Annotated in this window: 22 protein-coding genes and 1 tRNA gene; 15 read left to right on the top strand and 8 right to left on the bottom strand. The window is 64.9% G+C overall.

Going from position 1 to position 22495, the window contains the following annotated elements:
• Positions 1-351: 351 nt before the first annotated feature.
• Both F3H41_RS12665 and F3H41_RS21290 read right to left on the bottom strand, forming a co-directional pair.
• Positions 352-2871, bottom strand: a complete 2520-nt coding sequence (locus F3H41_RS12665; protein ID WP_188129451.1) for an AbfB domain-containing protein — start codon at positions 2869-2871, stop codon at positions 352-354.
• 143 nt (positions 2872-3014) lie between these two features.
• A complete protein-coding gene (locus tag F3H41_RS21290) occupies positions 3015-3374 on the bottom strand; it encodes a hypothetical protein (RefSeq protein WP_188129452.1) in 360 nt (119 codons plus the stop codon).
• Positions 3375-3419: 45 nt separating this feature from the next.
• Here F3H41_RS21290 and F3H41_RS12670 point away from each other — a divergent pair, with 45 nt between their 5' ends.
• Entirely contained in the window at positions 3420-5060 is a 1641-nt protein-coding gene (locus tag F3H41_RS12670) for a bifunctional diguanylate cyclase/phosphodiesterase (RefSeq protein WP_188129453.1), read from the top strand.
• A gap of 25 nt (positions 5061-5085) precedes the next feature.
• Here F3H41_RS12670 and F3H41_RS12675 read toward each other — a convergent pair whose 3' ends face one another.
• Positions 5086-5574, bottom strand: coding sequence for an A24 family peptidase (locus F3H41_RS12675; protein WP_149739057.1), 489 nt, complete (start codon positions 5572-5574; stop codon positions 5086-5088).
• Positions 5575-5717: 143 nt separating this feature from the next.
• Here F3H41_RS12675 and gspG point away from each other — a divergent pair, with 143 nt between their 5' ends.
• Entirely contained in the window at positions 5718-6182 is a 465-nt protein-coding gene (gspG, locus tag F3H41_RS12680; RefSeq protein ID WP_149739058.1) for a type II secretion system major pseudopilin GspG, read from the top strand.
• 11 nt (positions 6183-6193) lie between these two features.
• On the opposite strand, the gene F3H41_RS12685 is transcribed toward gspG, so the two are convergent.
• From F3H41_RS12685 to F3H41_RS12700, 4 genes are read right to left on the bottom strand one after another with little or no spacing between them, the layout of a single operon-like run.
• Positions 6194-6748 (bottom strand): SCO family protein, encoded by a 555-nt coding sequence (locus tag F3H41_RS12685; RefSeq protein ID WP_149739059.1) that lies wholly within the window; start codon positions 6746-6748, stop codon positions 6194-6196.
• Between the two features lie 12 nt (positions 6749-6760).
• On the bottom strand, positions 6761-7309 hold the full coding sequence (locus tag F3H41_RS12690; RefSeq protein ID WP_149739060.1) for a hypothetical protein: 549 nt from the start codon (positions 7307-7309) through the stop codon (positions 6761-6763).
• The gene (locus F3H41_RS12695) at positions 7306-7851 is read right to left on the bottom strand and encodes a GspMb/PilO family protein (protein WP_149739061.1); all 546 of its coding nucleotides are present in this window, start codon (positions 7849-7851) and stop codon (positions 7306-7308) included. Before F3H41_RS12695 ends, F3H41_RS12690 begins: the two co-directional genes overlap by 4 nt.
• The gene (locus F3H41_RS12700; protein ID WP_149739062.1) at positions 7848-8891 is read right to left on the bottom strand and encodes a hypothetical protein; all 1044 of its coding nucleotides are present in this window, start codon (positions 8889-8891) and stop codon (positions 7848-7850) included. The genes F3H41_RS12695 and F3H41_RS12700 overlap by 4 nt, the downstream gene beginning before the upstream one ends.
• A 100-nt stretch (positions 8892-8991) precedes the next feature.
• On the opposite strand from F3H41_RS12700, the gene F3H41_RS12705 reads away from it, so the two are divergent.
• Genes F3H41_RS12705 through F3H41_RS12730 form a run of 6 tightly spaced genes read left to right on the top strand, consistent with a single transcriptional unit; the run spans position 8992 to position 16227 of the window.
• Positions 8992-10770, top strand: a complete 1779-nt coding sequence (locus F3H41_RS12705; RefSeq protein WP_149739063.1) for a GspE/PulE family protein — start codon at positions 8992-8994, stop codon at positions 10768-10770.
• The gene (locus F3H41_RS12710; RefSeq protein ID WP_244616184.1) at positions 10770-11984 is read left to right on the top strand and encodes a type II secretion system F family protein; all 1215 of its coding nucleotides are present in this window, start codon (positions 10770-10772) and stop codon (positions 11982-11984) included. Before F3H41_RS12705 ends, F3H41_RS12710 begins: the two co-directional genes overlap by 1 nt.
• Entirely contained in the window at positions 11981-12475 is a 495-nt protein-coding gene (locus tag F3H41_RS12715) for a GspH/FimT family pseudopilin (RefSeq protein ID WP_149739065.1), read from the top strand. Before F3H41_RS12710 ends, F3H41_RS12715 begins: the two co-directional genes overlap by 4 nt.
• Positions 12462-12845 carry a hypothetical protein gene (locus tag F3H41_RS12720; RefSeq protein ID WP_149739066.1) on the top strand — a complete coding sequence of 128 codons (384 nt, stop codon included), beginning with the start codon at positions 12462-12464 and terminating at the stop codon, positions 12843-12845. Before F3H41_RS12715 ends, F3H41_RS12720 begins: the two co-directional genes overlap by 14 nt.
• Positions 12842-13456 carry a hypothetical protein gene (locus tag F3H41_RS12725; RefSeq protein ID WP_149739067.1) on the top strand — a complete coding sequence of 205 codons (615 nt, stop codon included), beginning with the start codon at positions 12842-12844 and terminating at the stop codon, positions 13454-13456. The genes F3H41_RS12720 and F3H41_RS12725 overlap by 4 nt, the downstream gene beginning before the upstream one ends.
• Before the next feature lie 44 nt (positions 13457-13500).
• Positions 13501-16227 carry an FAD-dependent oxidoreductase gene (locus F3H41_RS12730; protein ID WP_149739068.1) on the top strand — a complete coding sequence of 909 codons (2727 nt, stop codon included), beginning with the start codon at positions 13501-13503 and terminating at the stop codon, positions 16225-16227.
• A 204-nt stretch (positions 16228-16431) separates the two neighbouring features.
• On the opposite strand, the gene F3H41_RS12735 is transcribed toward F3H41_RS12730, so the two are convergent.
• Positions 16432-16521: transfer RNA gene (locus F3H41_RS12735), tRNA-Ser, on the bottom strand.
• Positions 16522-16837: 316 nt separating this feature from the next.
• On the opposite strand from F3H41_RS12735, the gene rplU reads away from it, so the two are divergent.
• The 7 genes from rplU to F3H41_RS12770 all read left to right on the top strand — a co-directional run bounded on the left by rplU (position 16838) and on the right by F3H41_RS12770 (position 22477).
• Entirely contained in the window at positions 16838-17206 is a 369-nt protein-coding gene (gene rplU, locus F3H41_RS12740; RefSeq protein WP_149739069.1) for a 50S ribosomal protein L21, read from the top strand.
• A gap of 27 nt (positions 17207-17233) precedes the next feature.
• On the top strand, positions 17234-17503 hold the full coding sequence (rpmA, locus tag F3H41_RS12745) for a 50S ribosomal protein L27 (protein WP_149739070.1): 270 nt from the start codon (positions 17234-17236) through the stop codon (positions 17501-17503).
• A 140-nt stretch (positions 17504-17643) separates the two neighbouring features.
• Positions 17644-18276, top strand: coding sequence for a GNAT family protein (locus F3H41_RS12750; protein ID WP_149739071.1), 633 nt, complete (start codon positions 17644-17646; stop codon positions 18274-18276).
• Complete coding sequence (locus F3H41_RS12755; protein WP_149739072.1) at positions 18273-18854, top strand: GNAT family N-acetyltransferase; 582 nt, start codon at positions 18273-18275, stop codon at positions 18852-18854. The genes F3H41_RS12750 and F3H41_RS12755 overlap by 4 nt, the downstream gene beginning before the upstream one ends.
• Before the next feature lie 162 nt (positions 18855-19016).
• Positions 19017-20033, top strand: coding sequence for a GTPase ObgE (gene obgE, locus F3H41_RS12760; protein ID WP_149739073.1), 1017 nt, complete (start codon positions 19017-19019; stop codon positions 20031-20033).
• Between the two features lies 1 nt (position 20034).
• Positions 20035-21204 (top strand): glutamate 5-kinase, encoded by a 1170-nt coding sequence (gene proB, locus F3H41_RS12765; RefSeq protein ID WP_149739074.1) that lies wholly within the window; start codon positions 20035-20037, stop codon positions 21202-21204.
• A complete protein-coding gene (locus tag F3H41_RS12770; RefSeq protein WP_149739075.1) occupies positions 21197-22477 on the top strand; it encodes a glutamate-5-semialdehyde dehydrogenase in 1281 nt (426 codons plus the stop codon). Before proB ends, F3H41_RS12770 begins: the two co-directional genes overlap by 8 nt.
• The last annotated feature ends 18 nt before the right edge of the window (positions 22478-22495 follow it).

Raw genomic sequence — 22495 nt, forward strand, 5'->3', positions numbered from 1 at the left:
GCCGGGCGGCTGACTCTGCCTGCCGAAGTAAGGGGAGCGGCTGGACTGTGTCGCTTCCAGCCCCGTGCGCCCGTAGCCTCGCGATGGCGGGCTCTGGCAGGCAGACAAGAACGCTGTTGCGATGAGCAACGCGCCTCTGGCACTGCGAAGGAAGGAGGAGTCGAGCGTTTTCAATATCTGTACTCATGCCGGCCATATATAAGAATGTATGATCAAACATAGTTAACAACTGATTGATGCGGATAGCCACACGCCGCCTTCACGCGGGGTGTCGAAAAGACAGATGCCCGCCGGGTTGAGCCGGCGGGCGTTCGGTTGCTCGAAGGGGCGGCCGTGGCTGGCCAATGCGCCTTACTTGTAAGGCGTCATCGTCTTGAAGCTGGTATCCGTCTTTGCATAGGTCGAGCCGTCATCCTTCATAATCGACAATGCAAAGTTCTGATGACGGATGAAGTAGCCCGGCCAATCGACAGATTCGAGGGATACGGCACCCCCCTGGCCCGAAAGGGCCGGCCGCGCGCAGAAGGTGGCGGTGGTCCTGAAGGTCTGACTGTTGTCGTTTTTCGCCAGCTTGATGCGGAAGTTTTCGTGCCGCAGGTAGTAGCCTGGGTAGTTCTTCGATTCCAGCGAGTAGCAGGCGTTGTTGGAAAGGCCGGCACGAACCGTGAAAGTCGAATCTGCCTTGTCGACCGCGGAACTGCCCTGGCCGATCTTCGACATGTAACCCAGGAAGTTGGCATGGCGGATGAGGTAACCCTGCCACGTCACAGGCTCGAAGGCCGTTACGCTGCCGATTGTCAGAGCGCCGACAGGGGTGTTGCTCGTGGCACTGGCTGCCACTTCGCAGCGCTTGACCACGCCATAGACGGGATCGCCGAAGGTGGCATTGTTGCAGGCCACGCTGTTGGTCACGGAGCGCGTGACAAAGGTGCCGTTCGCGCCGTAACGGACCGTCTGTGTACCGTTAACCTGACATTGTTGATTTTCATTCGCGCAGAAGGTCCAGTCGGTGCCGACAGCGCTTGAATTGCCCGTACCGGTGCTACCACCGCTGCCCTCACCTGCCGAGCCGCTACCAGCCGTCGTGAACTTGCCGTAGGTGTTCGCCTGGATTTCGCATCGCTTCACAACACCCGGCAGGGGATCGCCGAACGTTCCATTGTTGCAGGTGACAATATCGGTCACGGTGCGTGTCACGTAGGTGCCATTCGCCCCATAGCGCACCTGTTGCGTGCCGTTGACGGGGCATTTGTCATTTTCGTTGCCGCAGAACGCCCAGCCGGAGGCCGGCACCGGCGTGCCCGTCGGCGTCTTCGGGGTCGGCATGTCGTTCGGAACCGCAAAGCCGGTGTCACCCGTCGGGCTCTTCAGCCGCACCAGCTTGCCGACCGAGGGCACGCCGTCGGCATTGAAGGCGAAGACCATGTAGAGGCCCGGTGTGGCGTTGATGGCGTCATTCGGGAAGATCACGTCGGCATTGTTGCCGCTGGCGCTGAATTGCGCCTCGAAGAAGCGCTGGTCGGTGTTGTAGCTATGGGTCGCGACACCGGACTTGACGATGGTGACACGCGTGATCGGGGTGTCAGCGGTGATGCGGAAGGTCTGGCCGAGCGCCAGCGCTGCCCTCGGGCCGTCGGTGATCGACGGGCGGACAGCCGGCTTGCCGCTGCTGTCCAGGAGATAATCGGGCGTGAAGATCTCGATGTCATGGCCGGCGACCGGGCCTGGAGCGCCGCCGCCGCCGGTGAGCACGCGCCCGTCCTTCAGCAGCAGGGCCATGGAATGATAGAGCCGGGGACGGGTCAGCGCGGCGTCAAGGCGCCACTGATTGGTGTCCGGATTGTAGATCTCGATACGGTTGGCGACGTTGAGGAGGGTGTTGTTGCCTTCGGACCCGCCAGTTACCGCGACTTCGCCATTTGCCAGCACCGTGGCCGTGGCAAAATGGCGCTTCAGGCGCATGGTCGTGTCGGTCGCTGTGATCGGCCTGGAAAAATCGCGGTTCTTGGCGCGCAGGTCATAGGTCGTGGCGAGATTGGAGCCCGGATTGTTGTCGAGATCATTGCCCGGCGTGCCGCCGCCGAGCTGCATGAGAAGGCCCGGGCGGAACATGACCGAGGTCGAACTGGCACCCCAGTTGTTGCGCGTTGTCGTGGCCACGTCGCTAAAACTGCCGTTCCCGGAATAGTTCAGGATATAGCTGTACTTGCCGGCGAGTGCGAAGACGCTGTTGTTGCCGATCGGGTATTCATGCGGATACCAGAACGGATTGCCGGTGGCGACAATGTCGCCCTGCCTCTGCGGGGAACCGGCGGTGCCCGGCAAGGTGGTCCAACTGCCCGATACGGGATTGTAGATTTCCGCGATGGGGGAAGAGTTCGTCTGGTTGCCATAGGCCGGCGAGCCGCCGTCCACAAGCACCCGACCGTCCGGGAGTGTCGTCAGCGTGCCGTAATAGCGCGGGTACTTGAGCGCAGGGCTCGTCGTCATGCGGGTGGAGGCATAGTCATAGACGGCCGCATCGGAGGCTTTGCCGGCGCCCCCGGCGAGAATCAGGCGACCCGTTGCGGGATCGATGACGCCGCCAACGCAGAAAGAGTTGAAATTCACACCGTTCGGAAGCTGGATGCGCGATTCCGGGCCGTTGCCCTTGGCGGGATCCCAAAGAACGTAATCGAAGCCCCCCTGGCCATCCTGCGGGGTAGAGCCGAAGGTCATGATCCGTCCATCCGGTGTGAGGGCGGCGTGGATCGGGATGGAGCCCCAATTGATGACTTCCGAAACGGTGCCGGCCTGCGCAACGCCTGCAAGGGGCAGGAGGAGGGCGGCGGAAGCGACAAAGGGCCGAATGCTGGCGATCGGGATGCTCATGAAGTCCTCTCCAAGACTACGGTAACCAAGGCGGAACAGGTTTTCGTGCGCTTTGGACACGAAAACGCATCGACTCTTGGTCCATCGAAAACTGCTGATACAACCCATAGCGTATGCTCATAAATGATCTATTACTTATTGGTTTAAGTTGATCTTAATGTTAATCTTTCACAGTTCTTGGCCGGGCGGATCACGCTGATCCGGCTCCCTCGGAGCTTCGTGCGGTAACCGAGCCACCCACGGAATTTGGCGGCGAGACAATGAGAAGTGTGACCCTGATTGGCAGCCGCACGAACTGGCCACCGCTGGCCGCAGTTTTGGCGGCACCCAATGTGAACGTGCGCATTTTCGCCGCCGCCGCGCCGGCTCTTTCGAGATTGGTCGTGGACGACACCGATGTCTTCGTCGTCGATCTCGATGATGATCCGGCGCCCGCCGAGGCGTTCATCCGCCGGCTTGGCGCGCGTCGACCCGGCGTCCCCGTCCTCGTCGTTGCCGACCATCACCATCCCGGTCGGCTGACGCTGGTTGAGGCCGGGGCAGCTCTTTTGCTGCGGCCGCCCGTTGATCCCCTGGAACTGGTCACGGCGGTTTATCGCCTGCTGGCATCCGCGTCTCAGCCGTCGATGACCGATCTGCTCGATCGGCTGCCGGGAAAAGTGGCATTCATTCGTCCCGATGGCGCGATTGCCCATGCGAATCGACAGGCGGCCGTCTTCTGGCGTGCCGACCCGCAGGCAGAGATGCGCCTTGGCCCGCGCGATGCGCATGTCATCGATACGCTCGCTGACGCGGGGCCCGGTGCAACGGAGGGGCCTGCAGCTGGACGCATGCGGCTGTCGGGTGAGGCGGGAGATGCAAAATCGCATCTGGTTCTGGTCAGCCACACGATCGATCCTTCGGACCATACGCCGCTTCGGGCCGTCATAGCCATTCCCGATGACCTCCCGGAAGCGGGAAGGGGGCGGCCGTTCGTCAACCCGGAGGGTGTTCTTGCGAACCTCGCAGCGCTGATCTCCAAGGCGTCTCGTGAACGTGGCCTTGTCGCTCTGCACCTGATCCATGTTGCCGGGCTTGCCGAGATTAACAGTACTTTCGGTCCGATCGTGGGCGACGGTCTGATGGGTGCCCTGTCCAGCCGGCTTGCGGCATTGGCGAGTGCGGAAATGGTGACAGTCGCCCGCCTGACGGGCAATGAATTCGCGATCCTGCAAGCGTGTGCTGACGCGGCAGACACGGCTCCGGTCGAGGGGCTGGCGCGGCGCCTTGCGACAATCGCAAACGAGACCGTCACCTTTGCCGGACAACGACTTGAGCCGGAGGTGCGGCTGGGCGTTGCTTGCGGCCCGCGGGACGGGACGGACGCTGGCAGCCTGCGCAGGGCCGCAACGGCCGCAGTGCTGCAGGCCCGCCTTGGCAAGGGCGGTGGCGATGTTGTGTTCGCAAGCAGCCCGGTCGAGATCAAGGCTTCACCCGACCTAGCCCAGGCTCTGCGCGCGGCACTTGCTGCCGACGGGCTCGCCTTCCATTACCAGCCGCAGGTTGATCTGCGCACCGGTCGATATGATGGCGTGGAGGCTTTGCTGCGCTGGCCCCGTGGCGATCACGGCGACGGTGCGCCGCGCGACATTCTCGCGCTGGCCGACCGGGAAGGGTTTCTGCCCGACCTTACAGGCTGGTGCGCCGTTCGCCTCGCGCGGGAACATGCGCGGCTTGCACAGGCGGCGGATGGTGATCTGCGCGTGTGCGTGCATCTGTCGGCGGCGCAATTGCGACTGCCCGCGCTCGCTCACCTTCTCGCGCCGCTGCGGGAAGGCGGCAGCGGGCCGGTTGATTTAATCCTCCCGCTGGCTGCGCTTTGCGGGACGGACGGGACCCCACCTGTCTTGGTGAGCCTTTCGGCACTCGGCTTCGGCCTTACCCTTACCCTCTCGGAGGAGGAGGATATGCCGCCGCGTTTGCCGGTCGGCATCGACCGTCTGAAGATCGATGCGCGCCATTGCGCCGTGCTGGACCAGCTCTCGGGCAGCGCGATGGCGCGTTCGGTGCCGGTCATCGGCGCCAATGTCGAAGAAGCGACACAACTGGTGGCCTTGCGGGCCGCGGATTGTGCCGGCGCGCAGGGCTACTATATCCAGCCGCCGGTTCCGCTGGCGGACATGATCTCGGCTTTGCGCACCGTCCTGTGACGGGCATGAAACGGGAGCAGTGACGTTACCAGCCTGCGGCGGCCGCCCGCTCTAGCATAAGGGCGAGCGCAAATCCGATCGCCAGATGCGGACCAAACCGCAGGGCCGAGCGTCGTGTCAGCTGCTCGCCCCGCATTCTCCGCAGCGCGATTTCCGCAAGACCGCTCAGGCAGGCAGCGAGGACCAGAATGTTGAGGCCGGCAAGACCGAGCCGCAGGGTCGCCGCGCCGAGAAACTTCACATCGCCGAGCCCGAGTCCTGTCTGGCCACGCAGACGCCGATAGGCAAGCCGCAGAAGCAGCAGCAAGACGATAACAGTCCCGGCATCGACAATGCGCCACACAATGTCTGCACCGGATACCATGCTTGCTGCCAGCCCCAGAGCCGCGATGCCGGCATTGCAGCCGTTCGGCAGGATGCCGTGTCGCCAGTCGATGACGGCTGCCAGGGCGCAGAGCGTGAGCAAGGCGAGATCGAGCGAAAGGAGGATCATGTCGGAGGAAATGGTCGGCATCGGGATCTTTCACGGTGATGCTGCGATCCTGAGCGCGCAGGCTTGCCCGAGGCGGAGGCCGCGTGGGCGCATTTGTTCACCTTTGTCTGCTAGGAAGCGGTCACCATTTCCTTTTCCTGCGCCTGACGACGGATGAGATCGACATGATGATCAGCCCTTTCGAACCGACGACACTGCCAAGTCCGGACCGCCGGCGGGCTGACGGGCAGGCGGGCTTCACCCTGGTCGAGCTCCTTGTCGTGCTTGCCATCATCGCCCTTCTTGCGACCCTGATCGGGCCGAAGGTCCTCGGCTATCTCGGCGGTGCCCGGCGGGATACGGTGCAGATGCAGATCCGCAATCTCTCCTCCGCCGTCGATCTGTACTATCTTTCCACGGGCACCTATCCGACGCCCGATCAGGGGCTGAGCGCACTGGTTGACGCACCGGCAGGACAGGCGGGCTGGAGCGGCCCCTATATCCAGAGCCGCTCCGCGCTCACCGATCCCTGGGGTCACGCCTATGTCTACAGCCAGGCAGGAACCGGTTACGTGATTTCCTCCCTTGGCCGCGATGGCAAGCCTGGCGGTGAGGGCGAGGATGCCGACATCACCAGCGATACGCCGTAAAGGCCAATACTCTAAGGCTTCATCATCTCGCCAAGCCGCTTCACCATCTCGTCGGTGGTCAACGTGTTTGGGATTTGCGTGACGATCGCGCCATTATGCAGCAGCGTGTAATTTGTAGAGTGGTCGACGGGATAATCGCCTGTTCCGTCGCCGTGGCGGATCACCACTGCCTTCAAGGACCATGCCAGTGCATCGACGGACTGAACGGGGCCGGAGAGGCCGATGATCTTGTCGCCGAAAGGCGACATATAGGCCTTCAGCACCTCCGGCGTGTCGCGCTGCGGATCCCCTGTCACGAAGACCATCGAGAGTTGGCGCTTCAGGTGAGCCGGCAGAGCATCTGCGAGAACGGAGAGTTCGTAGAGCGTCGTGGGGCAGATGTCGGGGCAATGGGTGTAGCCGAAGAATACCAGCGCGTAGCGGTCTGAAAACGCCTTCTCCGTCACGGTCCGACCGTCCTGGTCGGTCAGCGAGAAGGCGATGGGAGCGGCCGCGAAGGCAGATGGACTGACGCTACCGAAGGCAAGCAGACAGGAAAGGCCGAGAATGCGCAGTGCGGTTCGCATGATTCCATCCGTTCAGGGTTGGGCCGGTTTTGCGGTCGCTTCGATCGTTTCAAGTGCGGCGCGATAGGTAAGGGTCAGGATGTCCGCACCGCGCGTCAAGATCACGATTTCCGCCTCGACATGACGGATCAGCCAGCCATCGACGCTGTCGCCCTCCGCGCGCCAAAGGTCAGGCGCGGTGCGAAACATCACCCGACGTGCGGTGCCGTCGAGCAGGATGCCACCGATGACGGGAGTCCCGTCTTTAGGTGCGGCCATCGGCGCGGATGCGGCGGCATCCAGCGCCGCGATCGACGTTTCGCGCCGGCGGAAGGGATCGAAAGGCGCAAGATCGATGAAGGCGCCCGGCTGCAGGGCCGCCGAAGGGGTCGGAGCGGTGGAGACGGTGCCGGTTCGCGATGCTTCGCCGGGCGCATCAAGCGGCAGGGTCACGATGCCGGCCGCGATGGTTGCTGCAACGAGAGGCGCCAGCAGCGCGAGCCGATCGGCCAGTCCGAAACCGGCTCGGCTCCCGCTCTGCGATGACAGGCGGGCGCCCTCCGGCAGGGGGAGGAGCTTCATGGTTGTGCCTCCTTCACGAAGAGACCGCTGACGACGAGTTGAACCGAGAGCTTTAGGGGGCTCGCGTGATCGTCGCGGCCCGGAATGCTGCCGGCGGCGATCGCTATGCTTGTGATCGTCAATGGCGGCTGTCCGCCTGAAAGCGCGGTGGCGAACTGATCCAGGCCGGCCGGTGTCGCTTCGGCCGTGAATGCAATGTCGATGCGCGCGGTTTCCGGCTCGGCCGGTGTATCACCGGCGACGGAAAGGATGCGCATGGCAGCTGGCGGTGCAGCGGCCGACAGCGCCTGCATCATGGCTGCCTGCGCCGCATCGCGGCTTTCGGCCCTGATGATGGGTGCGTTTCGGGCGAGCGTCATGACGGTGGCAAGGCGCGTCTCGGCAGCGTCGAGCACGGCCTGTTCTGTTTCCTGCGCGGCACGCGCCTCGCGATACCGATCAAAGGGCGCGGACAGCAGGGGCAAGACCGCAACGCCGACCAAAAGAAGCAGGCCCACGGCGGCCAACCGGCTGGCAAGACCATCGGTTCTAAGCGCTATCATCGGTTCGCTCCGCGGCGTATCAGGCTGAAGGTCGCGACGCTCGGATCCGTCGTGGGTTCCGCCTTGAGGATGGCCGAACCCATCATCGCCTCGGCAAAGGCGGAGACATCGCCGGCGCCGAGTGAGACATTGACCCTTCCGTCGGCGAGCGTGATGGTCTGGAGCGTGGCATTGGCCGGCAGTCGGGCGGCGATCTCGTCCAGAACGTCATTGGCCGGCGGCATGGCCGCAAGGTCGAGAGCGGTCGGGGTCGCGGCCGGGATGGATTGCAGCCGGTGCATGATGTCGGCGCGACGATCCTCGATGAGGCGCGTCTGCCGCTCGACGCGGTCGGCGAGAAGGAACGGCACGGCGCAAAAGACGAGCACCGCTCCCGCAAAGCCAATGCGGGCCGGCCAGCCAAGCGTCTGCAGGAAGGCGCGCAGGCCCGGTTCGTCGCGCGACAAGAGATCGACCGGCACGGGGCGCCCCTCGCTATGCCCCACCGTCAGCCGCGCCAGCGTCAGCCGCTCAGCGTCGAGTGCTTCACGGATCGCTGCGATCCGCTCTCGTGCCAGCAGCACGTGGCGAATAAGCAGCCGCCCGGTCTCGGGTTCCTCGCTCTCGACATACCAATCGGCATGGACCTCGTCCGGCGAAAGCGGCGTGTTCTCAGCCGTCTCGATCGCCATCAGCCGCCGTGCCTCGCGCAGTGCACGTTTGGGCACGGTGCTCTTGCGGATCAGGCACAGCGCGCGCGGTACGTCGAGCCGGACAGTGCGGGCGCGGCCCTTCAGGGGCAGGGTGGCCGCGATGCCGGAAAGGGCCTCCGCATTTGCGACATACTCGACCCTGTCGCCGGCCCTGAGGGTCAGCGATCCCTCCGCGTCGAGAAAGATCTCGACGGAGCAGGCGGCGCGGCGCGGAGAGCGGGCCAGAAGCGCTGCCGGGACCATGGCCCGCAACTCGCCGAGCCACCATGAAAGGAAGCGCTCGCCCAGTTCCGTAAGACCGGGCGTCTGGCCGATCGTCTTGTCCGCATGTCGAGCGGATGGGGGCATCGGGGGCGGATCCTTGGCTGTCGTGCCGTTGTTTAAGCCTTTCTAAACCTTGATCCCTTACGCTTCGTTAAAATTTCGGCAGCGGCAGACGGCTTTACGCATGCTCATATGGGGATCCAAGAACCGACCGGCACAGCCACGCCCAGACCGGCGCACGGCCGGGCGCGTCCCCGAACAGGGGCCGGCTGATCGTTTTCTCGACTTCCTCGTCACGGAAGGTCATCTGGAGGCACCGCAGAGCGAACGGCTGCGCGCTGCGCTGGCTGCCGGCCGTCTCGATTGTCTGCCCGTTCTCATCACCGAACTCGGCTTCATGGCGGAGGCGGAGCTGACCGGCGCGCTCTGCCAGTTCAGCGGCCTTTTGCCCTATGCCGGTCAGGCCTTTCCAGAGACGCCGCTCTTTGCCGCGCGTCTGTCGCGCGACTTCTGCCAGCGCAAGCGCTTCCTCGCGCTCGCCGAGCACGAAGACGCTGTCGACATCGCGTTGGTCGATCCGCTCGACGAGGAGCTGATGGCGGCGATCGCCTATGCGCTTTCCCGCCCGGTCATCTTTCGCATCATCGGTCCCGTCACCTTCGAGGCCGGACTGAAGACCGTCTTCGGCTCGGAAGCCGTGGAGGATGAAGAGGACAGCGATTTTGTCGATGATGCGCTCGACCGGCTGGAAGACCTGTCGCGCCGGGCACCGATCATCCGACTGACAAACCATCTTTTCCGCTCTGCCTTCGACCACGGCGCGACCGACATCCACGTCGAGCCCGGTGAAAACGAAGTGGCGGTGCGTTATCGCGTCGATGGCATGCTGGTGCATCCAGAGACCTATCCCAAGGCGCTGATGAGCGGGCTGACGACTCGCCTGAAGATTCTCGCCGGCCTCAACATTGCCGAACGCCGCCTGCCGCAGGACGGGCGCCTGAAGATGGTCGATCGCGGCAGCGAGGTGGATGTGCGCGTCTCGGTGCTGCCCACGCCGCATGGCGAGAGCATCGTGATGCGTCTTCTGGGCCGCAGCCTGGCGGCCGATGGTTTTCCCAATCTCGGTTTCTCGACCCGACAGGCCGAGCAGATCGCCGGCATGAGCAACCGCCCGAATGGCCTGCTGCTTGTCACCGGCCCGACCGGCAGCGGCAAGACGACGACCCTTTACACCGCGCTTGGCGCGATCAATGACCGCAGCCGCAAGATCATCACCGTGGAAGATCCCGTCGAATACCGGATCGGCGGGGTGACACAGGTGCAAACCCAGGCCGATATCGGCCTCGACTTTGCCACCGCGCTGCGCTCCATCCTGCGTCAGGACCCGGATGTCGTAATGATCGGGGAGATTCGCGACGGCGAGACGGCGCGCATTGCGGTTCAGGCCGCGCTCACGGGTCATCTCGTGCTGTCCACGCTTCACACCAATTCCGCCGCTGCGACGGTAACGCGCCTGATCGACATGGGCCTCCAGCCCTATTTGCTGGCGGCCGTGCTGAACGGCGTTTTGGCCCAGCGCCTCGTGCGCCTGCTGTGCACCGACTGCCGGCTGCCCAGCATCGCGACGCGGGAGACCGAGGCCATCATTCGCCGACACCGGCCGGACCTGAAACCCGGCCCCCTCCGTCTTTTCAACGCCTGCGGCTGCGCGCAATGCGGCGGCACCGGCTATCGCGGCCGCACCGTGGTGGCGGAGGTGATGGAAGTGGACAGAACGATCCGGGAGATGATCGCCGATGGCGTGCCCGAACTGGCACTCGCCAGCCACCTGCGCGCCGAGGGCATCCACGGGCTCGCCCGCGCCGGCATCGACAAGGCGCTCGCCGGCGACGTCGCCTTCGAGGATGTGATGCGCACGCTGGATCTGACCGGCGAGGACGCTTCTACGGGAGCGGCGGCGTGATGGGTTTCGATTTTTCCGGCATCGACGCCGAGGGCCGGCGCAAGAGCGGGCGCGTCGAGGCGGCAACGCGCGAAACCGCACTTTCCACCCTGCGTTCGGCTGGTGTTCGCGTGACCGAACTCAGAGCGGCAAGCGATGCCGTGCCCTTCTGGAAGCGCGACCTTCTGGGCGGCGATCGGCCGGGGCGCAAGGATGTCCTCACTTTTCTGATCGATTTCTCGACCCTGCTCGGTGCCAGTCTGCCGGTGGACAAGGCTTTGAAACTCTCGGCGCGGCAGGCGACGAAGCGCATGCGACCGGTGGTACAGGCGCTGACGGAGAATGTCGTGGCAGGCCGCGCGCTCTCGGATGCGATGCGCGGCCATCCGCAAGTGTTCTCTCCCACGGCCATCGAAATGGTGAGGGCCGGCGAGATGACCGGCACCCTTGCCGACATTTTCGAGCGTCTGGCGGAGACCATGCGCCGGCAGGAGGAAATGCGCAGTGCCGTCACCTCCGCCCTGATCTATCCAGCCCTGCTCGTGGTGTTGTCGGTCGTCATCATCATCATCGTCGTTTCCTCGCTCCTGCCGTCCATTGCGCCTCTCTTCGATGCACCCGGCGTCGTCGCGCCCCTGCCGATCCAGTTGATGCAGGGCGCTGAACGGTTGATCATCGACGACTGGCAGGTCTTGGCCGCCGGGCTTGTCGTGGCGCTCGCGGCGTGCGTGGTCTGGTGGCGCAATCCCGCCGCGCGGGCCCGGCGCAATCGCCTCATCCGCCGCACGCCGCTTCTGGGCGACCTGTTGACGGAGATCGATGTGGGGCGCACCTGCCGCGTGCTGGCCGCCCTTGTCGCCGCCCGCGTCTCCCTGCCGCGCGCGCTTGCAGTGGTCGAACATCTCCCGGCCGGGCTCGCCTTTCGGGAGACCTTATCGGCTGCGAAATACCGGCTGCAGGAGGGCGCGCGGCTTGCCGATGCGCTGGAGCCGATGCGTGAGGACGCGCCGCATATGATCGACATGATCCGTACCGGCGAAGAGGTGAACCGTCTGGATACGATGCTGCTGCGCGTGGCGGATTTTTCCGAGGAGAATGCGCGCACTCGCATCGATCGGTTGTTTACGCTGCTCACTCCCGTCATCACCTGCGTCATGGGTCTCGTCATCGGCGGTCTCATCATGATGATCATGACGTCGATCCTGTCGATCAACGATCTCGCGGCCTCGCCATGATCCGGGCGGGCGACGGGCCGAGCGCGCATTGCGAGGCTGGCTTCACGCTGGTCGAGGTGCTCGTGGTGCTCGCGATCGTAGCGGTCGTCGCCAGCGTCAGCCTGCTCGGTACCGGGGCGTCCCGTGACGCACGGCAGGCCGCGGAAGCCGCCAGCGCTGTGGCGGCCGGACTGCGTCAGGCGCGTTTATCCGCTATCCAGAGCGGCACGCCCGTCAGTGTCGGCTTCGTTGCCACACCCGATGGCGTGACCATGACGGCACCGCGGGCCCTCCGGCTTCAGCCGGGGGTCGTGATTTCCGCGCTAGGGGCCCGCGCGCCGCTGCGCGCTGGCGAGGGCGGCGGGGGCGGGGACGGCGGCACGATCCTCTTTCTGCCGGATGGCCGATCCTCTGGCGGGCAGGTGCAGGTCAAGGTCGGTGCCATCACCCGCGACATCCGCATCAACTGGCTGACCGGACTTGTCAGTGAGGCCAGTCATGCCACGCGCTAAGGACGCCGATGGTGGCGAGGATGGCATGATGCTGACGGAAGTGCTGGTGGCGCTCGCCATCGTGTCACTCCTGTCCATCGCCATGTTCCGCGTGTTCGCCACGACGGCCGATACGGTGCGGCGGGTGGAGCAGTCCCGCCGCAATCTGGACATCGCCGAAGACATCCTCTCCCGCCTGACCCGTCAGCCGGACGCCAGGGCAGGCCGCACCAGCGGCAGCATGGAAGGGATTGTCTGGCAGGTCGATCTTCGGCCCCTGACAGGCACGGCACGGGGGGCACACCCTCGGGCACTGGTCGCCCGCATCCGCGTCGACAATCTTGCCGCGCCGCCGCTTTTGACCTCCGTCATCGTCGGGGCCGCGCCATGACCGGCGATCTCCACGGCACTCCAGACACGGAAAGCGGGGAGGCCGGTCTGACGCTGGTGGAACTTCTGGTGGTGATCGGGCTGATGGCTCTGATCGGCGTCTTCATCTCGGGCGGGCTGAGGGCGATCCGCGCTGCCGTGCCGCTTTCCCGGATGATGGATGCCAGCGACGAGACGGGGCTTGCCCGTGACCACTTGCGCAAGACCATTTCGGAGGCTGTGTCGCAAAGCCTTCTGCCGCAGGATCTTTATTTCGAGGGCACGACGCAGCAATTGGGCTTCGTGGCGGCGGCTGATCCCGTCTTCGAAGCACCGGGGCTGGTGCGGGTGCGCCTTTCGGTCGAGTTGGTCGATGGCGTGCCGGCCTTGGTCGAGCGGCGTCAGCTCGATCAGGACGGCGCGCCCGAGACGGGGGCCGCCGTGCTCATTGCCGGGATCGGCAGCGCGACCTTCACCTACGCGCGCGGCGAGACAATCCTGGGCGAGATCCGCAAGGGCGACCCTCTTCCGGATCGCCTGGTCCTGACACTCATCTTTCCGCCGGGAGACCGGCGTCAGTTCCGCCCGCTCGACGTTGCGATTGTCTGCGCGCCGCCGGCAAGCAAAAATTAAGCACGACCGCGCCATAATACCGGCGGTTTCAGGAGTGACGGGGCGTGGCGGACACGAGATTGGCGGGAACGCAGGTTTTCCCGAATTTCCAGCATTTGCCGCCTCTTCTGTCGCCTCGCTTGGCAAGCGTGCTGCGCTGGACGGTGCTCGTCGTCTATCTCGCCCTCGTTTTGCTGCTGCTGCTTGCGCCGGTGCAAGGCCTGCTGGTGTTCTGGGGCCTCGTCGTCCCTGCGCTTCCGGCGCTGCTCGTCGTGGCGCCGGGCCTTTGGCGTGCCATCTGCCCCATGGCGTTTGCCAATCAGGCGCCGTCGCTTCTCGGCTTCGGTCTCAGACGATCGCTGCCCGCGTGGCTCGCCGCATGCGCCTTTGCCATCGCCGTCAGCCTTTTCGTCAGTGCCGTTGCGCTGCGCCCTCTGATTCTCAACGATCATGGAACGGCTGTTGCAACCTTGCTGCTCGTCGCACCCGCTCTTGCCCTTGTCGGGGGTTTTCTTTTCAAGGGGCGCAGTGGCTGGTGCGGTACCTTCTGTCCGCTTGGTCCGCTGCAGCGGGATTATGGCCACGCACCGACCATTGTGGTGCCCAACACGCAGTGCGGGACGTGTGTGGGGTGCCAGAGCGGCTGCTATGATTTCGCGCCGCAGGCGACGCTCTTTGACGATGTTCTCGGCGACGACCCGCGCCAGGCGGGCCAGCGCCGCTTTTTCATGAGTATGATGCCCGGCCTGATCGCCGGCTATTTTCTCCAGATCGGCGCGAACCACGGCTACCCGCTGTGGCTGGCGATCTTCCTCGGCTCGATCCTTGCAACCGTCGGCCTCTACCAGTTCGCCATCAGCTTCCTCGGCACGGATCCGGCGCGCACCGCCGCCGTGTTTGCGGCAGCGGCCGTGGCCCTGTTCAACGGGCTGGCAGCCGGTGTCGTCGTGCACGCCGTCGAGGCGCTGACGGGCCTTGTCCTGCCCGACGTCTTCGAAGGCGTCCTAGCCGCCCTCGGCATCATCATTGGCGGCACACTGCTCTTCCAGTCGTTCCGCCTTGCGCAGCGCTATGACGCCGCGGCCGCCGCCCTCCAGCCGGTCTCAGCCGCCGTGACGGGCCTTAGCGTGTCCATCGAGGATCGGGGTACGGGCCGCATCTTCAGCGCCGATATTGGCCAGACCCTTCTGGCCGCCATGCAGGCCGCCGGCCTTCCCGTGGTGGGTGTCTGCCGCGCCGGTGCCTGCGGCTCAGACCCGGTGGTCATTCTCGAAGGCGGCGATCATCTCTCGTCAATCGGCGCAGATGAGGCAGCCACACTGGCACGTCTTGCCGTGCCGACCGCCGCACGTCTTGCCTGCCAGGCCGTCGTCTCCGGTCCACTCGTCATCGATACGGATGTGTCCCGCCACAAAAGCCATGCGGAGAAAAAGCGGGAGAGACCGGCAGAGGGGCGCGAGGACCTGCCGGTGGGCGTGCTGGTCACCCGCACCAGTCTTGACGCGGCGGCAGGACGTACCCCGCTCGATCAGGCGGACCTCGCCGGTGTCGGCCACGTCGTCATCATCGGCAATGGCGTCGCCGGCTCGACGGCTGCCGAGGAGCTTCGTCGCATCAGCCCGGCCGTGCGCATCACGCTTTTGTCCATCGAGCGGCATGCCTTCTACAACCGCATGGCGCTTGCGCCCGTGGCAGCAGGCAAGGAAAGCCTCGAGCGGATTTCCATGATCGATGCAGGCTGGGCGCAGCGTGTCGGCGTATCCGTGCGCCTGGGCACGCGCGTGTCCTCCATCGACCGGGCGGGGCGCACCGTCACCACGTTGACGGGCGAAACCCTTGCCTATGACCGGCTCGTGCTGGCGACCGGCGCGAGGGCCAGCCTTCCGATGCCGGGCTTTCTCGGCCGTTCGAACAGCTTTGTCCTGCGCACCGCCCATGATGCGCTGGCCATTTCCGACTGCATCCGGCGCACCCATGCAAGGCGGGCTCTCGTGCTCGGAGGCGGCGTACTGGGCGTGGAGACGGCCGAGGCGCTGGCGCGCGCCGGTCTGTCGGTCGGCATCATCCATCGCGGCCGGCACCTCATGGAACGCCAGCTTGACAGCATCGGCGCGCGGCTCCTCGAGCAGTATCTCGCCGGCCTCGACATCGATATCGTGACGGGTGCCAGCATCGAACGGCTGATCGGCGACGATCGGCTGATGGCAGTGAAGCTCGAACGGCCGCCGGCGATGAACGCCGATCTCTTCGTCGCCGCGATCGGCAACACCGCCAACACGGAGTTGGCCGCCAGTTGCGGCCTTGCGACGGAGCGCGGCATCCTCGTCAACGGGCGCATGCGCACCGATGATCCCGCCATCTTCGCCATCGGGGATTGTGCCGAACAGGGCGGCGTGGTCAGCGGCCTCTGGTCCAGCGCCGTGACCCATGCGCGCATCGCCGCGGCGGCGATCATGGATATGGATCCACCGGCCGTCACCGAGACGTCAAAGCCTGTTCTGCAATTGAAGAGCGCGGGCATCGACCTGCTGAGCGTCGGGACCGTGTTTCCGAAGGACCCGGAGATCGAAATTCTGAGGGCGCCGGCCTTCTCGACGAAGTGGTGGTCGATCGCGCTGAGGGACGGGGCGATTGTCGGCGCAAACGTCATCGGCCCCGTCGGCTCCCTCGCCACCATCCGCCGCCAGTTCGCCTCCGGCAGACTGGATCCGGAACTGCTCGAAAGCCTGCGCGCCGGCCGACTGGAACGCGCTGCGGCGCATGCCAACACGGCAGGTCCGTCGCAGCCGTGAGGGACTGGCCCAATACGTCCCGCGCTGCTGTCTTTGCTCTCGTCCGAAAAAATCGCGACCACTCCACTGCCGGCGCTCTGCGGCGGCCCGGAGGATGTGATGGTTTGTTTCGGCGGTGAAGCGATCGCCGGAGCCGTCACCGTATTCCGGCAATCGTTTCACCGGATGGAAACTCGATATAACAGTCTATTATCGCTCGGAAAATGGCGGAGAGGGGGGGATTCGAACCCCCGATGAGCTTGCACCCATGCCGCATTTCGAGTGCGGTGCATTCAACCACTCTGCCACCTCTCCGCGGGGCTGGTTGGCGCTTGTCGGCGCGGAGGGGGTCATAGCGGGTGGGGGAGGGGTTGGCAAGGGGCCGTATGCGAGATTTTCTCGAATTTTCCGGGGATTGTCTTGACAGGGGGCGGCCTCTCACGTAACGCCTGCCGGTCTCTTGGGATCATTGTGTTCTCCGGAGGCTGGACAGGCTGCGAAGGCTGCTTTTCCTTTCACCGGCCGCAGGCGGGCGCTTCAGCGCTCCGGCGGCTTTCACTTAAGGCTGATAAAAAGACGGCCGTTTTCCAGTCAGGAAGACAGAGCCGGATCGAACATGAAAGGTTAAAAAATGTTCGCAGTCATCAAGACCGGCGGTAAGCAGTACCGCGTTTCGGCCAACGACCTCGTCGTGGTCGAAAAGCTCGCGGGCGAAGCCGGCGACAAGATCGAATTCACCGAAGTGCTGGTTGTCGGCGAAGGTGCCGATGCCACGATCGGCGCGCCCTTCGTCGAAGGTGCCGTCGTTGTTGCTGAGGTTGTCGGCCAGAGCCGCGCCAAGAAGGTTCTCTCCTTCAAGAAGCGTCGCCGCCAGAACTCAAAGCGCATCCGTGGCCACCGCCAGCACCAGACCACTGTCCGCATCGTCGATATCGCGGCAGCCGGCGGCAAGACGAAGAAGGCCTCCAAGAAGGCCGAAGCCGTCGAAGCGGCCGAGTAAGTTCAGGACAGGTAAAGGAGAAAACCCATGGCACACAAAAAAGCTGGCGGCTCCTCGCGCAACGGTCGCGATTCCGAGTCCAAGCGCCTCGGCGTGAAGAAGTTCGGCGGCGAAACCGTCATTGCAGGCAACATTATCGTCCGCCAGCGCGGCACGAAGTGGCATCCGGGCGCCAATGTCGGCCTTGGCAAGGACCACACGATTTTCGCGCTTACGGCCGGCAATGTGAATTTCCGTACGAAAGCCAACGGTCGCGTCTACGTGTCCGTCATGCCAGTAGCGGAAGCAGCGGAATAAGCCGGTAGCGCTCTAAAACAGCCGGCGTCCCATCGACCCGGCTGGAGCAGCGTCTAATCGCTCAGGTCCCGAGACAATCGGAAGGGGAGATGGGGCAAGTCCCATCTCCCCTTTTCGTCTTGTCCAAGGAGGACCTGATCATGCAAAGCGAAATGTTGAGGGTAGACCCATCCCGGTCTCCCGAAGAGCGGTTGAGGCCGCAGAGGTCAAGGACCGATTGCCCGATATTGTTAACTCCCAGGCTCGTTCTCAGAGCGCCCCTGGAAGACGATGTCGACGCCCTTGCCCATCTTGCCAACAACGCCAACATTGCCACCATGGTCTCGCGCATGCCGCATCCCTACACGGTGGTGGACGCGCAGGACTTTGTCCGACGCGCGAATGCGGGCACGATTGGCAAGTGCGTCTACGCGATTACCAAAGCGGATGACGGCGCCTTCCTCGGTTGCTGCGGCATCGAGGGTGACGCGATGGGAACGACGGTCGAGCTCGGCTACTGGCTGGGGGAGCCGTACTGGAACGAGGGCTATGCGACGGAAGCCGCGCAGGCGCTGACGGACATGGCCTTCCGCACCCGTGACATCAGCCATATGGATGCGCGCTGCCGGGTCATGAACGTTGCCTCGCGCCGGGTCATCCAGAAGTGCGGGTTCCAGTTCCAGGGCAGCGGTCTCGTGCCGAGTCTCGCGCTCGGCGGCTCCATTGCGGTCGAATGGTACAGGCTGGATCGCAAGACCTGGATGTCGCTGCGAAGCTGGGGGACCGGACGATGAACGCGCATGTCGTTTCGCCCCTCGTCCGCGCGCCACTGACCATGCTGGGGCCGGAGCCGGTTATTGTCACCGGTTCCGTCACCTTGCGGCCCCACCGTCTCGCAGATGCTGATGCGATCGCGGCGTCCCTGTCTGACGGCCGGGTATCTTCCATGCTGGCGCGGGTGCCTGCACCCTATTTCCGCCAGGATGCGCTCGACTGGCTGGTGCCGGTGACCTCCGGCCTGCTGCCGGGCTGGCGGCTTGCCGTCACCTGCGGCGACGATACCCATCTCGGTTCGGTCTCGATCGAGCCGCGCGGGGGACGCTGGGAGCTCGGCTACTGGGTCAATCGCTTCTTCTGGAGCAGGGGGATCGGGAGGGCGGCCGTTCATGCTGCGCTCGACCGCTTCTTCCGGCGCATGCCGGAGGCGGAGGTCGATGCGAGCATCTTCGCCGACAATCCGGCTTCGCTGGAGCTCGCCCGCAAGCTCGGTTTCGAGGTGACGGGCTGCGAAGAGGTCTACAGCGCGGGACGGGCCAGCATGGTCATGGCGATCACACTGACGCTCGATGCGGCGGGCCTGACCCGGCCGTGATCGATCCGATCCTGCCGACGGCCTCCTCGAAGGCCGTCGGCATCATGGTTTTGCGGCCGTTCACCGGTGGTTCGGCCGCACATTATCTTTGACCTACTGCCGAAGCGACGATATCGATGGCGGCGAAACAAAAGGGCCGTTCCGCGCCCGCTGGACAGAACGATGAAATTTCTCGATGAAGCCAAGGTCTATATCCGCTCGGGCGATGGCGGCGCGGGTGCCGTGTCGTTCCGCCGCGAGAAATTCGTCGAATTCGGTGGTCCTGACGGCGGCGATGGCGGGCGTGGCGGCGACGTCTGGGTCGAGGCCGTCAATGGTCTGAACACACTGATCGATTTCCGCTTCCAGCAGCATTTCAAGGCCGGCACCGGCATTCATGGCATGGGCCGCAACCGCACCGGTGCCAAGGGCGCGGATGTGACGCTAAAGGTCCCGGTCGGCACGCAGATCTTCGAGGATGACGGCGAGACGCTGATCATCGACATGATCGCCGAAGGGCAGCGCTTCCGCCTTGCGGCCGGCGGTAATGGCGGTTTCGGCAATGCACATTTCAAGACTTCGACCAACCAGGCGCCGACCTGGGCCAATCCGGGCCTCGAGGGCGAGGAAAAGACGCTGTGGCTGCGGCTGAAGCTGATTGCCGATGCCGGTCTCGTCGGCCTTCCCAATGCCGGAAAGTCCACTTTCCTCGCCACTTGCACGCGGGCGCGGCCCAAGATCGCCAACTATCCGTTCACGACGCTGCATCCCAACCTCGGGGTTGCCAATTCCGACGGGCGCGAATTCATCATTGCCGACATTCCGGGTCTCATTGAGGGCGCGCATGAGGGCGTGGGGCTCGGCGACCGCTTCCTCGGTCATGTCGAGCGCACGCGCGTGCTGCTGCATCTGGTCTCGGCGCAGGAAGAGGATGTTGCCAAGGCCTACAAGACGGTGAAGCACGAGCTGGAAGCCTATGGCGGCGACCTGACAGAAAAGCACGAGATCGTGGCGCTGTCGCAGATCGATACGCTGACGCCGGACGAGCTGAAGAAGAAGACCAAGGCGCTGGCAAAGGCTGCCGGCAGCACGCCGCTGGCCATTTCCGCGGTCGTCGGCACGGGCATGGTAGAGGCGCTCCGGGCGCTGCGCTCGGTGATCGACACCGCGCGCGCCGAAGAAGCGGGGGAGACGGACTAGCATGAGCGCCAACCGCAAACCGCTCGCAAAGCATCGCCGCATCGTCATCAAGATCGGCTCGGCGCTTCTGGTGGATCGCGGATCGGGCCTGAAGAAGGCCTGGCTGGAGGGCATGTGCGCGGATATTGCCGCCCTTCGTGCCCAGGGCGTGGAGGTGCTCGTGGTGTCTTCGGGGGCTATTGCGCTTGGCCGCACCGTTCTTGGTCTTGCGGCCGGTGTCCTCAAGCTGGAGGAAAGCCAGGCGGCGGCGGCGGTCGGGCAGATCGCGCTGGCGCGCGCCTGGTCCGATGGACTTTCGACAGACGGGATCGTGGCAGGCCAGATCCTTCTTACGCTCGGTGACACCGAAGAACGGCGACGCTATCTCAATGCCCGCGCCACGATCCAGCAGCTCCTGAAACTCGGTGTCGTGCCCGTCATCAACGAGAACGACACGGTGGCGACCACCGAAATCCGCTATGGCGACAATGACCGTCTGGCCGCCCGTGTGGCGACCATGGCGGGCGCGGATCTCCTCGTGCTGCTTTCCGACATTGACGGGCTCTACACGGCGCCGCCGCATCTCGACCCCGATGCGCGGTTCCTGGAGGTGATTCCGGAGATCACTGCCGAGATCGAGGCGATGGCAGGCGGTGCGGCGTCGGAATTGTCGCGCGGCGGCATGCGCACCAAGATCGACGCGGGAAAAATCGCGACGACGGCGGGTTGCGCGATGATCATCGCGTCGGGCAAGACCGACCGGCCGCTGTCTGCCGTGGAGGCGGGCGCGCGGTCCTCCTTCTTCCAGCCGGCGCGTCATCCGGTGACGGCACGCAAGACCTGGATTGCCGGGCAGTTGCTGCCGGCCGGCAGTATTGCCATCGATGCGGGGGCGGAAACGGCGCTGCGGGGCGGCAAGAGCCTGCTGCCGGCCGGTGTCCGTCAGGTGACGGGCTCGTTCAGCCGCGGCGATACGATTGCGATCATCGGCTCTGCCGGGCGGGAGATCGCGCGCGGGCTTGCCGGCTACGACGCCGACGAGGCGCGGCAGATCGCGGGACGCAAGTCGCCTGAGATCGCGGCGATTCTCGGCTATGCCGGACGCGCGGCCATGGTGCATCGCGACGATCTGGTGATGACGACGCCCGACAAGCGCGAGGCCGCCGAAACAAGGACCACTGCCAATGCTTGAGACTGCGGACCGGACGGACATCCAAACGCTGATGGCGACGATCGGCCGCCAGGCCAAGGCCGCAGGGCGTCCGCTGGCGACGGCATCCGCCCAGCGGAAGCGTGCCGCGCTGCTGGCGATGGCGGATCGCATCGATGTGGAAAGCAGCACCGTTCTTTCCGCGAATGCCCTCGATGTTGAGGCGGCGAAGGAGGCTGGTGTCTCCGGCTCCTTCCTCGATCGCCTGACACTGACACCGCAGCGCATTGCGGACATGGCGAACGGCATCCGGGCGATTGCCGATCTGAAGGATCCGGTGGGAGACATCATTGCCGAATGGGACCGGCCGAACGGGCTGCATATCGAGCGCGTGCGCACGCCGCTCGGTGTCATCGGCGTCATCTACGAGAGCCGGCCGAATGTGACGGCGGATGCCGGCGCGCTGTGCCTCAAGGCCGGCAATGCCGTTATCCTGCGTGGCGGCTCGGACAGCCTGCATTCGTCGGCCGCCATTCATGCCTGCCTCGTCGAAGGACTGAAGGCAGCCGGCCTGCCGGAACATGCGATCCAGATGGTGCCGGTCGCGGACCGCGCAGCCGTCGGCGCCATGCTGGGTGGCCTCGATGGCGCGATCGACGTCATTGTGCCGCGGGGCGGCAAAAGCCTCGTGGCGCGGGTGCAGAACGAGGCACGTGTGCCGGTCTTTGCGCATCTCGAAGGCCTCTGCCATGTCTATGTAGACCGGTCCGCCGATCTCGACATGGCCGTTGCCATCGTCGTCAATGCCAAAATGCGGCGCACCGGCATTTGCGGGGCGGCCGAGACGCTGCTGATCGACCGCGCTGATGCGGACCGGCTGCTGGCGCCGCTGGTCGAGGCGCTGGTGAAAGCGGGCTGCGACGTGCGGGCGACGAAGGAAATCCGCGATCGCATCGGTGATCTCGGGGCGGCGACCGACGAGGACTGGCGCACCGAATACCTCGACGCCATCATTTCGGTCAGCCTCGTGGACGGCGTTTCCGGCGCCATCGACCATATCAACCGCTGGTCCTCTTCCCATACCGAAGCGATCATTGCCGAGAATGCAGATGCGGTGGCGCGCTTCTTCAACGAAATCGATTCGGCGATCCTGCTGCACAATGCCTCGACGCAATTTGCCGATGGCGGGGAATTCGGTATGGGCGGCGAGATCGGCATTGCCACGGGCAAGATGCATGCGCGCGGTCCCGTCGGCGTCGAGCAATTGACCTCCTTCAAGTACAGGGTGCGTGGCACCGGTCAGGTCAGGCCCTGAGTGCGTGACGACGCGGGT

Origin of the sequence: Rhizobium sp. RU20A (assembly GCF_900155885.1) — a bacterium.
Taxonomy (GTDB): domain Bacteria; phylum Pseudomonadota; class Alphaproteobacteria; order Rhizobiales; family Rhizobiaceae; genus RU20A.

Bases quoted from the DNA above. Each gene is read 5' to 3' on its own strand.
- F3H41_RS12665 (WP_188129451.1), bottom strand. From the start codon at position 2,871: ATGAGCATCCCGATCGCCAGCATTCGGCCCTTTGTCGCTTCCGCCGCC.
- F3H41_RS21290 (WP_188129452.1), bottom strand. From the start codon at position 3,374: ATGGTCGGCAACGACGAGGACGGGGACGCCGGGTCGACGCGCGCCAAG.
- F3H41_RS12675 (WP_149739057.1), bottom strand. From the start codon at position 5,574: ATGCCGACCATTTCCTCCGACATGATCCTCCTTTCGCTCGATCTCGCC.
- gspG (WP_149739058.1), top strand. From the start codon at position 5,718: ATGATGATCAGCCCTTTCGAACCGACGACACTGCCAAGTCCGGACCGC.
- F3H41_RS12685 (WP_149739059.1), bottom strand. From the start codon at position 6,748: ATGCGAACCGCACTGCGCATTCTCGGCCTTTCCTGTCTGCTTGCCTTC.
- F3H41_RS12690 (WP_149739060.1), bottom strand. From the start codon at position 7,309: ATGAAGCTCCTCCCCCTGCCGGAGGGCGCCCGCCTGTCATCGCAGAGC.
- F3H41_RS12695 (WP_149739061.1), bottom strand. From the start codon at position 7,851: ATGATAGCGCTTAGAACCGATGGTCTTGCCAGCCGGTTGGCCGCCGTG.
- F3H41_RS12700 (WP_149739062.1), bottom strand. From the start codon at position 8,891: ATGCCCCCATCCGCTCGACATGCGGACAAGACGATCGGCCAGACGCCC.
- F3H41_RS12705 (WP_149739063.1), top strand. From the start codon at position 8,992: ATGCTCATATGGGGATCCAAGAACCGACCGGCACAGCCACGCCCAGAC.
- F3H41_RS12710 (WP_244616184.1), top strand. From the start codon at position 10,770: ATGGGTTTCGATTTTTCCGGCATCGACGCCGAGGGCCGGCGCAAGAGC.
- F3H41_RS12715 (WP_149739065.1), top strand. From the start codon at position 11,981: ATGATCCGGGCGGGCGACGGGCCGAGCGCGCATTGCGAGGCTGGCTTC.
- F3H41_RS12720 (WP_149739066.1), top strand. From the start codon at position 12,462: ATGCCACGCGCTAAGGACGCCGATGGTGGCGAGGATGGCATGATGCTG.
- F3H41_RS12725 (WP_149739067.1), top strand. From the start codon at position 12,842: ATGACCGGCGATCTCCACGGCACTCCAGACACGGAAAGCGGGGAGGCC.
- rplU (WP_149739069.1), top strand. From the start codon at position 16,838: ATGTTCGCAGTCATCAAGACCGGCGGTAAGCAGTACCGCGTTTCGGCC.
- rpmA (WP_149739070.1), top strand. From the start codon at position 17,234: ATGGCACACAAAAAAGCTGGCGGCTCCTCGCGCAACGGTCGCGATTCC.
- F3H41_RS12750 (WP_149739071.1), top strand. From the start codon at position 17,644: ATGCAAAGCGAAATGTTGAGGGTAGACCCATCCCGGTCTCCCGAAGAG.
- F3H41_RS12755 (WP_149739072.1), top strand. From the start codon at position 18,273: ATGAACGCGCATGTCGTTTCGCCCCTCGTCCGCGCGCCACTGACCATG.
- obgE (WP_149739073.1), top strand. From the start codon at position 19,017: ATGAAATTTCTCGATGAAGCCAAGGTCTATATCCGCTCGGGCGATGGC.
- proB (WP_149739074.1), top strand. From the start codon at position 20,035: ATGAGCGCCAACCGCAAACCGCTCGCAAAGCATCGCCGCATCGTCATC.
- F3H41_RS12770 (WP_149739075.1), top strand. From the start codon at position 21,197: ATGCTTGAGACTGCGGACCGGACGGACATCCAAACGCTGATGGCGACG.